This window comes from Streptomyces sp. NPDC004721 (assembly GCF_053601495.1).
The window spans coordinates 1-12,553 of the sequence record NZ_JBSGBZ010000079.1; the positions used below are offsets into that span (position 1 = coordinate 1).

Annotated in this window: 11 protein-coding genes; 1 reads left to right on the plus strand and 10 read right to left on the minus strand. The window is 74.1% G+C overall.

Annotation, left to right across the window (positions count from 1 at the left end):
- Window positions 1-1,074 (plus strand): GTP-binding protein (locus ACWEK3_RS38080; protein WP_453251815.1); only part of this gene is annotated, 1,074 nt, incomplete at its 5' end.
- Window positions 1,075-1,307: 233 nt separating this feature from the next.
- Here the strand turns inward: ACWEK3_RS38080 and ACWEK3_RS38085 are convergent.
- The 10 genes from ACWEK3_RS38085 to ACWEK3_RS38130 form a co-directional block, all read right to left on the minus strand.
- Window positions 1,308-3,038, minus strand: a complete 1,731-nt coding sequence (locus tag ACWEK3_RS38085) for an ABC transporter ATP-binding protein (protein ID WP_450546774.1) — start codon at window positions 3,036-3,038, stop codon at window positions 1,308-1,310.
- Window positions 3,035-4,768, minus strand: coding sequence for an ABC transporter ATP-binding protein/permease (locus ACWEK3_RS38090; protein WP_453251816.1), 1,734 nt, complete (start codon window positions 4,766-4,768; stop codon window positions 3,035-3,037). The genes ACWEK3_RS38085 and ACWEK3_RS38090 overlap by 4 nt, the downstream gene beginning before the upstream one ends.
- A complete protein-coding gene (locus ACWEK3_RS38095) occupies window positions 4,765-5,934 on the minus strand; it encodes a hypothetical protein (protein ID WP_453251817.1) in 1,170 nt (389 codons plus the stop codon). The genes ACWEK3_RS38090 and ACWEK3_RS38095 overlap by 4 nt, the downstream gene beginning before the upstream one ends.
- A complete protein-coding gene (locus tag ACWEK3_RS38100) occupies window positions 5,934-7,283 on the minus strand; it encodes a YcaO-like family protein (protein ID WP_453251818.1) in 1,350 nt (449 codons plus the stop codon). Before ACWEK3_RS38100 ends, ACWEK3_RS38095 begins: the two co-directional genes overlap by 1 nt.
- A complete protein-coding gene (locus ACWEK3_RS38105) occupies window positions 7,280-8,665 on the minus strand; it encodes a CocE/NonD family hydrolase (RefSeq protein ID WP_453251819.1) in 1,386 nt (461 codons plus the stop codon). Before ACWEK3_RS38105 ends, ACWEK3_RS38100 begins: the two co-directional genes overlap by 4 nt.
- Window positions 8,662-9,450, minus strand: a complete 789-nt coding sequence (locus ACWEK3_RS38110; RefSeq protein ID WP_453251820.1) for a hypothetical protein — start codon at window positions 9,448-9,450, stop codon at window positions 8,662-8,664. Before ACWEK3_RS38110 ends, ACWEK3_RS38105 begins: the two co-directional genes overlap by 4 nt.
- Before the next feature lie 81 nt (window positions 9,451-9,531).
- The gene (gene amiA / locus ACWEK3_RS38115) at window positions 9,532-9,660 is read right to left on the minus strand and encodes a streptamidine family RiPP (protein ID WP_267882580.1); all 129 of its coding nucleotides are present in this window, start codon (window positions 9,658-9,660) and stop codon (window positions 9,532-9,534) included.
- A gap of 60 nt (window positions 9,661-9,720) precedes the next feature.
- On the minus strand, window positions 9,721-10,551 hold the full coding sequence (locus ACWEK3_RS38120) for an ABC transporter ATP-binding protein (protein ID WP_453251821.1): 831 nt from the start codon (window positions 10,549-10,551) through the stop codon (window positions 9,721-9,723).
- Window positions 10,552-10,565: 14 nt separating this feature from the next.
- Entirely contained in the window at window positions 10,566-11,591 is a 1,026-nt protein-coding gene (locus ACWEK3_RS38125) for a FecCD family ABC transporter permease (protein WP_453251822.1), read from the minus strand.
- Window positions 11,588-12,550, minus strand: coding sequence for a FecCD family ABC transporter permease (locus tag ACWEK3_RS38130; RefSeq protein ID WP_453251823.1), 963 nt, complete (start codon window positions 12,548-12,550; stop codon window positions 11,588-11,590). Before ACWEK3_RS38130 ends, ACWEK3_RS38125 begins: the two co-directional genes overlap by 4 nt.
- Window positions 12,551-12,553 lie beyond the last annotated feature (3 nt).

Here is a 12,553-nt window from a genome sequence, read left to right on the forward strand (position 1 = left end):
CGCGTCGCGGTCATCGTCAACGACATGAGCGAGGTCAACATCGACGCCGCCCTGGTGCGCGGCGGCGAGGCAGCCTTGTCGCGCACCGAGGAACGTCTGGTCGAGATGACCAACGGCTGCATCTGCTGCACCCTGCGCGACGACCTGCTTCAGGAGGTCGACCGGCTGGCCCGCGAGGGCCGCTTCGACTACCTGCTCATCGAGTCGTCCGGCATCTCCGAACCCATGCCGGTGGCCGCGACCTTCGCCTTCGCCCGCGACGACGGCGCCACCCTCGGCGAGGTCGCCCGCCTGGACACCATGGTCACGGTCGTCGACGCGGCCAACTTCCTGTCCGAGCTGACGAGCGGCGACGAGCTCGTCGAGCGCGGCCTGGACCAGTACGAGGACGATGAACGCACCGTCAGCGACCTTCTGACGGACCAGGTCGAGTTCGCCGACGTCATCGTGCTCAACAAGCTCGACCTCGTCGACCAGGAGTCGGCGGACCGGCTGCGGGCCACGCTCACCCGCCTCAACCCGACCGCGCGCATCCTCCCGGCCGTCCACGGCCGTGTGAAGGCCGGCGACGCACTGGGCACCGGGCTGTTCGACCTGGAACGCGCACAGCAGGCCCCCGGCTGGGTGATGGAGCTCAACGGCGACCACGTCCCCGAGACGGAGGAGTACGGGATCTCCTCGACCGTCTTCCGCGCCGAACTGCCGTTCCACCCCGGCCGGCTGTGGACGTTCGTGACCCAGGAGTTCGACAGCGGCGCGTACGGGCAGATCCTGCGCTCCAAGGGGTTCTTCACTCTGGCCAGCCGCCCGCAGGTGACGGGCTTGTGGTCACAGGCCGGCTCCGTCGCGCGCTTCGAGCCCTCCGGCGCCCGCGACACCGACAGCCCCGGCGGCCAGGAACTGGTCTTCATCGGCACGCACCTGCACGCGGACGCGCTGCACGCGGCCCTGACCGACTGCCTCATGGCCGACGGCAAGAGCCTGCCGCCCGTCGACCCGTTCCCCGCCTGGGACATCTACGGCATCGACGACAGCTGCGAGCACGAGCACCACGACCTTGTAGCGGGGGCCTGAAGACCCCGGGCCGGGCGGTGGACGCAGCCACGGCGCCGCCCGGCACGGCAGCCGCCCGGTCACCCAAGACGCCCGGGCGTCAGGTGAAGCGCGCGACGTGCCGGGAGCAGCCCCGGGCGTAGTGCCGCCCTCGCGCCGTGACATCCCCGGTTCGCCATCAGCGCCCCGCGGGCGGGCCGGGGCGCCGCGCACCGCTTCGCGGGCCCGTCAGCCGTCGGATGGCCTTCCTATGCTCACCGGGTGAGCACTCGGGAAAACGCCCCGCCCGCACGGGAGAGTTCGTCCCATGTGCCGATCTCCGCGATCCGGCCGTTCTCCAGGACCGCTATCCGGTCCGCTCGCTGCACGGTCGCCGGCCGGTGAGCGATCACCACCGTCGTACGCCCCCGGGACGCGGCCGCGAGCGCCGCGGACAGCTCCGCGTCTCCCGCCGTATCCAGGTGGGCCGTCGTTTCGTCCAGGACGAGGACCCGCGAGTTCGTCAGCAGCGCCCGCGCCAGGGCGATGCGGGAGCGCTGCCCGCCGGAGAGCGTCGCGCCGCGCTCGCCGACCTGTGTGTCGTATCCGTCGGGCAGGGCCTTGGCGATCCGGTCGACGCCGCAGACGCGGGCGGCCGCGTGCAGTTCGCCTTCGGTTGCGTCCGGGCGGCCGAGGCGGAGGTTGTCGCTGAGCGTGCCGTGGAAGAGCGGCGTGTCCTGGCCGACGACCGAGATGGTACGGCGCAGTTCCTGCTCCGCGAGTTCCCGTATGTCGACGGGCGAGCCACAGGCCCCCACCAGCTCGACGGAACCCTGCGTCGGATCCCAGAAGCGCGCCAGCAGATGCGCGCAGGTGGACTTGCCGGTGCCGGACGCCCCCACCAGTGCGAGGGTTTCGCCGGCGTGGACCGTCAGGTCGAGGCCGTCGAGCACGGGCGCACCGCCGTAGTCGAAGCGAACCCCCCGCATCCGGACGCCCAGGGGTCCGGCCGGCGCCGGGCGTGGCGAGGCGGGCACGGGCGCCCCCGCCCGGGCGCGGATCGCCGCGCCGACGCGGGAGGCCGCCGCGCGCAGCCCGGCCGCCTGGCCGAGCGCGGCGGAGGAGTCGGCGACCGGGGCGAGCACGCCGAGCGCCAGCGCCATGGCCGCCGGTGCCCATGCCCCGCTTAGCGAGTGCGCGGCCGTCCCGACCACCCCGACGACTGCCGCCACCACGAGAAGGTCGCGCACCGCCGACGCGCCCGCCTCCCACGCGTGCTCGGAACTCTGTGCCTCCCCCAGCCGCTCGCCCTGCTTGCGCAGACCGGCGCGCCGCTGCTCCAGCGCGCCGAAGGCGAGTAGTTCGCGTAGCCCGTCGACGGTCTCGACCGCCTCTGCGGACAGCTCGGCGGCTGCCCGGCGCGTGCGGGCACCGCGCGTCGCCCGCGCCCGGCCGTCCAGCAGCGGCACGAGGACCAGCAACCCGGCAGCGGGGACGATCGGGGCCAGCAGCCAGATGTCGACCACGGCCAGCACCGCCGTGCCGGTCGCGAAGACGGTGGCGGAGGCGAGGATCTGGGCGACGGCGTGCGCGTAGAAGAACTCCAGCGCCTCCACATCGGCCAGTGCCGCCGCCGCGAGGTCGCCGCTGCGTCGGCCGGCTATCCGCGCGGGCGCGCTGCGGGCCAGCCCGTCGAAGACCCGTACCCGCAGCTCGGCCAGCACCCGGTACGCCAGGTCGTGCGACAGGTCCATCTCCCGCCAGGTGGCGAGCGAACGCAGCAGAACCAGTGCGATGAGAGCGGTGACGGTGGCCGGTGCCGGAACGGAGTGCTCCATGACCGCGGTACCGACGGTGTGCGCGGCAAGCGTCACCAGCGCGACGAGCGCCGCCTGATCGAGGAGCGCCGCACCGAACGTCCGTGCCGTCATGGCCTTGTGCGCCGCCAGCACCGGCAGCAGGGCCCGCAGGGCACCGCGTTCGGCCCCGGTCGCCATGGTGGTCATGCCGCCCTACCTTCTTGAGTGCGTCCCGCGGCCACCAGCCGCGCATACAGCCCGTCTTGCGTCAGGAGGCTCGTGTGCGTCCCGACCCCGTCGATGCGACCACCGTCCAGGACGACGATCCGGTCGGCGTCCCGTACAGACGCGAGGCGGTGGGCGACGACCAGGCAGGTCCGGCCGCGCGCCGCACGGAGCAGCTCGCGGCCGATGCGCGACTCACGGCGCTCGTCCACCGCGCTCGTGGCCTCGTCCAGGACCAGGACCGGCGCGTTCGCGAGCAAGGCCCGGGCGAGCGCCAGGCGTTGGCGCTGACCGCCCGAGAGCGTCGCACCGCGCTCGCCGACCAGCGTGTCGTAGCCGTCGGGCAGCCGCGTGATCTCGTCGTGTATGCCGGCGGCGCCGGCGGCCGCATACAGCTCCTCGTCGGTCGCGTCGGGGCGGGCCAGGCGAAGGTTGTCGGCGACGGAGGCGTGGAAGAGGTAGGTCTCCTGGGAGACGACCGCGATGCCGCGTCGAAGGGAGGCGAAAGTGAGGGCGGTGTGGTCCGTGCCGTCGAGGGTGATGTTCCCGCTGTCCGGGTCCCACTGGCGCAGGAGGAGCGCGAGGAGTGTCGACTTGCCGGCGCCGGAAGGGCCGACGATGGCTGTTGTGCGGCCTGAGTCGGCGGTGAACGTGATCCCGCGCAGTGCGGAGCTCGCGGCGCCCGGGAAGGTGAAGTGCACGTCGTCGAAGCGGATCTCGGGCGGTTGGTGCGGAGCCGGCTCGGTGCCCTCGTCGCGTACGGCGGGTTGCGCGGTGCGGAGCTTGGTGATGCCGTCGGCGGCCGAGAGGCCGAGGTAGCCCGCGTGCCATTCGCGCGACAGGTCCCGGATCGGGCGAAAACACTCGGAGGCCAGCATGAGGACGAGGTAGGTGCCGGTGGCGGCGGTCCGGCCGGAGGCGGCGGAGGCGCATGCGACGAGCGCGGCGGCAACCGTGCCGCCCTGGACGGCCAGGTCCGTGATGCCGGTGTCGACGAGTGAGACCCGCAGCTTGGCGACGGTGGCACGGTGCAAGGCCGCCGAACGCTCCTCCAGGCGCGCTCGGGTGCGGGTGACCGCGCCGGCGGCCCGCAGCGCCGGCATGCCCTGGAGCGCCTCGAGGTAGTCCGCGGACAGCGCCTCGTACGAGCCCCAGTGTTCTTGGCCGCGGCGGGCGAGCAGCTTGTCCCACCAGCGCGGAGCGAAGAGGGCCAGAAGGAGCGCCGGAGTGAGGGCGAGCAGCGCGTACGGTTCGACCGCCGCGACGGTGGTGAGGAGCGGGAGCGGCAGCACGCAGGTGACCAGAAGCTGTGGGAGGTAGCGGGAGACGTACGCGTCGACGCCCTCCACACCGTCGACCAGTGTGGCGCGTACGGCTCCCGCGCGGTTGTCCGTGCCGTGTAGGGGCCCGAGGGCGGCGAGGCGTTCGAGGAGCTCGTCGCGCAGACCGACTCGTACGCGTGCCCCGGCGCGGACGGCGAGGACGCGCTGACGGTAACCCAGTACGGCGCGGACGGCGACGGTGGTGAGGACCGCGGCCAGCAGGGCGGGCAGGCCGGAGATCTCACCGCGCGCGATGCGGGCCAGGGCCAGAGCGATGAGCACCGCCTGGGCGAGGTGGGTGACGGCCACGGCGCCGAGCAGAGCGGTGGCCCCGAGGAGGGGGCGTCGCGCGATCCGTGCGGCGCGCAGCAGTTCCGGGTGGAACATCATGGCCGGTCGGTCCCTTCTGGGTGCTGTGTGCGGACGCCCAGCGCGAGGGCGTGGATGATGTGGGGCGGGCCGCAGGGGCCGTGCTGCCAGGAGCCGATGGGGCGCGAGGCCAGACCGAGGTGGGTGGCGACCGCTTGGGCGAGGCCGGCGCCGTGGCCCGCGAGCACGTGGTCCTGGCGCACCTGGGCGGGCGGCGCATCGTCGGGGCAGCCGTGCGCGACAAGCAGGGCACCGACGTGCCCGAGCAGTGACTGGCCCGCGGCCCGGGCGGCCAGGTCCGCGGGGACGGCCTCGCCTGCGGGCGCAGCCGCTGTACCGGGGTGGCGGGCGGTCAGCAGGCGCCACGGGACTGGTGCTGTGCGGCGGGCGGTTGCCAGGACCTGTTCCAGCAGGGTCCTCTCGGGCACGCCCGGGAAGGGCGGCTGGGCGCTGCGGCGGGACGTCAGGGCGGTGTCGGGCAGTACGGGAGCCGCTGTGGGGCGCCAGGTCGTCGTGCCGGGTAGGGAACTGAGGATGCGCCATGTCTCTCGGAGGACGGGCGGCGGGGTGTGGGATGTCGGCAGGGGTGGGGCGCCGGGGGCGTAGGCCGCCCAGTGGTCGAGGGCGTCGGCCGGCCCGGGTGTGAGTCGTACGGCCGCGAGCGGGTGTTCCGGCTCGGCGCAGTGCCAGTCGGGCGGGAGGCCCGCCGCTGCGGCGAGGATGGTGATGTCCGCGTCCGGGCACCATTGCGGCGCGCCTGCGAGCGCGAGCGCGGCGGTCGCGTGTCCTGTGTCCAGGAGCAGCAGCGGCCATGCTCGATGGCCGTAGTGGGACACCGTGCGCCGCGCGGTGACGGTGAGGACGGCGACCGCGCCCGGTGGCGCGTCGGCGGATACGGTGCCGCGCGCGAGCAGGCGGTGCCGTACGGGGTCGTACGCGTACCGGCCGGGCGGGACCGTGCTGTCGGGGCCCAGCAGGAGGTGGGCGTTGACCGGGTGCAGGGCGCCGGCGGAGGCCGCGGGGCGCAGGCGGTTGCCCTCGAGGGACAGCCGCAGGAGCCGGTCCAGGTGCGGCGGGACCGGGTGAGGCTCCCCGGGCCACGGGGTGACCTGGTGGCCTGCCGGGATGTCGGGGCCGGGCGGCTGGGGGGAGCGGGCTCGGGCGAGGGCGGTGTGGAGGGACGTCATCACATGTGGGGTGGTGGCGCGAGGGTGAAGTCGGCAGCGGTGGTGGGCGCGCTGGTGCGCCACTGTCGTGACAGCGCCTGTTGCCCGAAGCGCGGGCAGCCGAGGTAGGCGAAGGCCGCGGGCTGGTTCGGGATGAGGCCGGACACGAGGACGCGGGCAACGCGCAGAGGCGTTTCACGGATGTCCTCGGTGGTCAGGTCGAAGGTGATCACGCGGTGGCCGGCAAGGCGGGAGCTGAGGGCGGATCGTGTGGTGGGTTTGATATCGGTGATGGGGACGGTGCCGAGTGCAGGGTCGGTGAAGCGGCGAGCGTAGGGAGCCATGCGCGGGTCGAGCCACACCTGGACGTGGGCTCCCAGGTCGCGTACGGCTGCGAAGTCCTCGCCGCAGGCGTCGAGGTAGCGCCGATCGGGGCGATGGTCGAGGTAGAGGCCACGGGCCAACATGCCCGCCTCGATGGCTTGGAAGACCCAGCCGTCGGCGTCGGTGGTGCCTTGGGTGAAGACCCAGGTGTGGACTGCTTCGAGGACCGCCTTGCGGGCGGCTTCGGCGGGGTCGTAGCGGCAGGCGAAGCCGGCGGCGTGGATGCCGCGGGCGGGATCGTGGACGAGTGCGGCCATGCACGGGGCGAATTCGGAGGGCATCTCGACGATCCACACGTCGAGGGTGGTGCCGGCGAGGTCGTCGAGCAGGCCGGGCACGCTGGCGGGGTCGATGCCGCGGGTCGGGCCGTCGAGGTGCCACCACAGTTCGAGGGCGTCGCGTTCGACGATTTCGAGGAGTGCTCGTTCGACGGCGTCGTCCAGGCCCTGTCCGGTGGCGATGCCCGCGTAGTTGAGGTGGTGGGTGCGCGGGAGCAAGCGGTGCTCGCCCTGGCGCCAGTTGAGGTGGGTGAGGGCGACGGGCGCCCAGCACTCCCCGCCGTCCTCGGTGCCGCGGGCCCACAGGGCGGGGGTGTCGGGGGTGAGAGGGCGGTAGGGGAAGTTCTCGCGTGCGTACTGCCAGGGGGCATAGGCCGGGCCGTCGCTCGGGCCGTACAGACGTTCTCCCTCGGCGGTGAGTTCGGCGGCGGTGGCACGGCGCGGCGCGTCGGGGTGGCCCTGCGGTGGCACACGGTTGCCGCAGTACCGTTCGACTGCCTCGGCGATGGCGGCGATCCGCGCGCCGGCCGGGTCACCGAAGGTGGTGCCGAGCGAGACCCGGTCTGCGGGCCACGCGCCGAACCGGCGGGCGTCGCAGACGTCGGCGGTCATCGCGGTGTAGCGGGGCGGGGCTCCGGTGGGGTGCGGTACGGGCTCGACGCCGCGTATCAGCCCGCAGACGGGGTCCACGAGGGATTCGATGGTCAAGTCTGGATCTCCTGGGCGGGATCGAGGCGGTGGACGCCCCGGACGACGGGGAGGAAGAGGGCGCTGCCGCGCATGCGGACGGCGCGGTGGGAGGGCAGCAGGCGGGTGGCCGCCACCGGGTCCTCGCCGGTGTGCGGGTTGCGGGCGTGTGCCGGGAAGTGGTGGCCCGCGACTTCGAGGCGGAGCCGGGTCCCGGCGCGCAGGCGACGGGCCAGGTGGCCGAGCGGGACGGTGAAGGGCCCGGGTTCCGTGCGGCGCACGATGCCGGTGGCGAGCGGTTCGGCCCGGCCGGCGGGGTCGAGCGCGACGAGACGTACGGCCCAGTCGGCACAGGGCGCGTCGGCGACGGCGTCCAGTCGGGCTTCGGCGGGGCCGAAGATGTCGAGGGGGCGCGGCAGGGGTGGTGAGAGCAGCAGGCAGCGGTCCGGGGTGCCCTGGGCGGGGACGTTCAGGTCGTCGGAGCGGACCGGGTGGTGGGGGTCGGCGACGAAGTCGGCGCCGTTCAGGAGGCGCAGCCGGGTGCCGAAGGCGAACGAGGCGGGGTGGCCCGGCCTGGGGCGGCACCAGTGATCGCTGCCGCCGAGCGCGACCGCGCCGGTCCGGCCCGCGAGGGTGCCGGCGAGTGCGGCGCGGGCCCAGCTGGCGTAGACCTCACCGAGGTTGAGCCGGTGGCCGGGGCGTGCCTCGGGTGCCGGCTCCGCGGTGAGCCGGTGGCCCCAGGGGCCGAGCAGCAGCCGGGCGGGGCCGGGCCAGTGCCGCCAGAGCCGGATGGTGTCCTCGGCGAACGGGTCGCGGCTACCTCCGACGCAGAGCAGGGGCACGCGGGCCCCGGGCAGGGCGCGGCGGGGTGCGTGCCACAGGTCGGGCCACGCCGGGAGGTCCAGGATTTCGCTGACCGGGAGGTGTTCCAGCGCCCTCGGGGTGCAGGTTTGGCGGGCGCCGTGCTGGGACCACCAGCCGACGCGGGCCTGGAGGCGTTCGGGGCCGGTGGTTTCGCGGGCCGTCTCGGCGAGTCCGAGGGCGGGAACGGCGGCGATCACCGCGTCGGCACCGGGCGTGAGGAGGGCGCAGTACGCGGCGTACGAGGCGCCTGCGGCGACCACATGGCCGTTGCTCCAGCGCTGGGCGCGGATCCAGTTAAGGGTCGTCTCGCCGTCCTTGGGTTCGTGGGCGCCGTACGGGTGCCAGTCGCCCTGCGATGCGTGTCGGCCGCGCACGTCCTGGGCGAGGGCGGCGAAGCCCCGGACGGCCCAGCCGCGCAGCTCGGCACGGTGATGGCGGCGGTCGTAGGGAGTGCGGATGACCACGGTGGGGTGGGTGCCCGGCTCCGGGGGAAGGCAGACATCGGTCGCCAGGCCGTTGATGCGGACGGTGGTGGTCATCGGCGCAGGTCCAGAGGGGCGACGCGCGGTACCGGCAGGACGGGGTGTTCGGTGACGGTGAGGTCGCGCAGGTCGATGCGGCGCAGTCGGCGCCGTACGGGCAGGGACGCGCCGTTCGCCCAAGCGATGAGGTCCCCGGTGAGCAGTGCCGCGGTGAGCGCGGCTGACGCCTGCGAGTGGCCGGGGGCCTCGTCGGGGGTGGCGTGGCCGGCCCAGTAGGCGGAGAGTTCGCGGTACGCAGGGGTCGCGGCGAGCCGGCGGAGCCGTACGTGCGCGGAGGTGACGTCACCGGGCGCGCAGGCAAGCGGCTCAAGCCAGGCGTGGGCGCCCTCGCGGTGGCAGCGAAGCCAGGCCGTCCCGCGTTGGGGCAGCTCATCGGCCTCCTCCCAAATGCCTTCGGCGGCAGGCTTGTTCAGGCACCAGACGACGGCGGTGCGGTGGGAGTCCTCGACGCGGAAGTCGCTGCGCACGGTGGCTCCCGCGTCACGGACGCACCGGGTGAGCGGCCCTGTGAGCTCGGGATCGCCGAGCACGACCACGGTGCGTCCGTCGAGCGGGGCAGGTGCCGGTGTGCGGGTGGTGTAACCCGCCTCCTCGAAGGCCCGTGCAAGAGCCTGGAGTTGGGGGTTGCCAGGACCACCGTCGGTGAGATGGGCGAGGAGCTCCTTCTCGTCCGCCGCGCCCGTGTTCACCCGCAGGAACCTCCCGTCGGGCGTGCGGACGGCGAGGCCCCGTCGGGGGACAGTGACGAGGACAACGCCGGGGGCGAGCCGCACGGTGGCCACGAGGTTCCTCCAAGGGAGAAGGGGACTGGACGGGCCCGCCCGGGAAGGCGTTCCGGGCGGGCCCAGGTTCGGCAGGCGGGCTTACTTGTCCGCGTCCGCCTCAACGGCGTCGTCGAAGGGGTTCTCGACGAGGGCGTTGGAGTGGGTCGCCGACAGGTGAGCGAGCTGACCCTGCTCCGCGATCGGCGTGAACACCTTGTTCTGCTCCATGAATGAGTCTCCGTTCAGTACGGGTGACGGCGCCGCCGGACCGGCGACGCACCACCGACCCTAATGAAGATGATTATCGTTTTGCAAGGCTCCGGGGAGCGGGTGATCCGGGTAACACACCGGCCAGCCGCCCTCCGGATCGCGACCCACCCGGCCTGCCACGCCCAGGACTTCGGCCAGCAGGGCCGGGGTGACCACCTCGGCCGGCGGGCCGTCCGCCGCCACGCGGCCGTGACGCAGCGCCACAACCCGGTCCGCGAACCGCGCCGCGTGCCCCAGGTCGTGGAGCACCATCACGACCGTCAGCCCGCGTTCCTCGCGCAGCCGCACCACCGTCTGCATGACCTCCAGCTGGTGACGCAGGTCGAGGTACGTGGTCGGCTCGTCGAGCAACAGCACGCGGGTGTCCTGGGCGAGCGCCATGGCCAGCCGTACGCGCTGGCGCTCACCGCCCGAGAGCGCGTCCATGGGCCGGTCCGCCCACTCGGTCACTCCGACGTCGGCCATGGCCCGGGCGCACACCGCGTCGTCGCCGTCGCGGAGCATGCCGAGCGGCCCTCGTGCCGCGTACCGCCCTTGGCGCACCAGGTGACGCACCGTCATGCCCGGTACCTGGGGAGCCTGCTGGTGCAGCAGAGCCACCCGGCGGGCGGCCGCCCGCCGCGAGAGGCGGGACAGGTCGTCTCCGCCGAGCAGCACCCGTCCGGCGGCCGGTTTCAGCAAGCCGGCGCAGAGCCGCAGCAGGGTGCTCTTGCCACAACCGTTGAGGCCGACGAGGGCGACCAGCTCGCCGGTGGCGATGCCCAGGTCCATCCCGTCGAGGACCTCCCGGCCCGGGTAGCCGAAGCGCAGCCCTTCGACCCGTATCGCACCCTTGGTCTCGGCATCCACGACCACGTACACCTTCACTCCTCACTCGCTGTGCGGCGGCGCGCCACGATCAGCAGCAGCGCCGCGCCACCGCAGGTCGTGAGCGCCCCGACGGGAATGCTCAGCCGGTCCATGTCCAGTGCGGCAGCGGCCATCCGGGACAGCCACTGGGCACCCGCGTCCGCGGCGCCCACCACGACGGCGCCGAGCAGTGCCGCCCCGGGGAGCGCGGCGCGCAGGTCCGCCCCGAAAAGGGCGAACGCGAGATGGGGTACGAGCAGCCCGACGAAGCCGAGCGCGCCGACGGCCGAGACCGCCCCGGCGGTGAGCGCCACGGCGCACACGAGCGCCGCGGCCCGCGCCCGTCCGGTGTTCAGCCCGGTCGCCGCGGCCTGTTCCTCCCCGCAGCGCAGCAGGGTCAGGGGGGCCGCCATCGCGCAGGCGGCGACGGCCCACACGGTCGACCAGGGCCACAGCAGGTGCCAGTGGGCCCACACGCGGCCCTCGGTGGAGCCGACCAGCCACTGGACGACACTGCCGAGCTCGCCGGGGGCGACCAGCAGCACCATGGCGGTCAGTCCGGCGAGCACCGCCGAGACGAGCACGCCGTTCACGGCGATCTGCGCGGGGTCACCTCTCTCACGCCCGGCCAGCAACCACAGCAGCCCCGCCCCCGAGAACCCGCCCAGGCACGCGGCGGTCACCACCGCGGCCGGGGACTCCCAGCCCGCCAGGCCCAGCCCGGTCGCGGTCAGCGCGCCCAGAACGGCGCCCGGTGTGACGCCGGTGACTTCGGGTCCGGCCAGCGGGTTGCGCAGCGCCGACTGCAGCACCGCGCCGGCCAGGCCCAGTGAGGCGCCCGCCGCCAGCGCTACCAGGGTGCGCGGCAGGCGCAGGTGAAGAACGATGTGCTGGGCGGTGGGGTCGCCGGCGCCGCTCAGCACCTCCCAGACACCAGAGGCCGGCAGCGCGCGTCCGGCGCACAGCCCAGCAGCCGCGACGGCCGCAACGAGCAGCACCAGGAGGGCTGTTCGTCGCGCGTACATTCGCGTGTACGTCATCGGCGGCTCGCTTTCAGCAGGGCGACGCCCGCCGGGACGCCAACCAGGGCCGTCCAGGCGCCGACGGGGGTCTCGGTCGGCGCCAGGGCGAGCCGCGCCGGCTGGTCCGCGCAGGCCACCACCAGCGCGCCCCACGCCGCCGACCACGGCAGCCAGCCCACCGCGTCCGAGCCTGGCCGCAACCGGCGTGCCAGGTGGGGTGCGAGAAACCCGACCCAGGCCACCGGCCCGCACACGGCGACGACCGGCGCGATGAGCAGCACGGAGATGGCAAGCGCGGCCAGCCGTGCCCGCCGTACCCGTACGCCCAGCGCCTGGGCGTCGTCGTCGCCGAGCCGCAGCACGCTCAGCACCGGGGCGCACAGGACCAGCGCCGGGACGGCGATGAGAAGCCAGGGCCCGAGGCCCGTCACGTCGTCCCAGGTTCGGGCGGAGAGGCTGCCGAGCAGGTAGCGGTAGATGAGCTGAAGGTCGAGTTGGTCGGCCAGGACCATCAGCACGAGCAGCGCGGCCTGAAGGGCGGCGGCGACGGCCGCCCCGGTGAGCAGCACGCCCGAAGGGCTGCGTCCGAACCCGGCAGCGACCAGCGTCAGGACACCGCCGAGCGCCGCGCCGCCGATAGCGAGCAGCGGCTGCACCGCGAGCGGCACAGACAGGGCGAGGACCAGCGGGGCCGCGACGCCGAGCGCTGCCCCGCTGGAGACGCCGAGCATCTCGGGGACGGCGAGTGGATTGCGCAGGGCCTCTTGGAGGACCAGCCCGGCGGCGCCCAGGCAAGCTCCGGCGACGAGCGCCAGCACGAGCCTGGGCAGCCGCAGTTCGGCAACGACGACGCCGGCAAGGCCGTCCCCGCCGAACGCGTCGGCGAGTGCGGAAGGCGGCACATACGGCGTTCCCAGGCACAACGCGCTGGCGATGACCGCCACCAGCACCGCGGCGGCCACAGCGACATGGCGCACGGT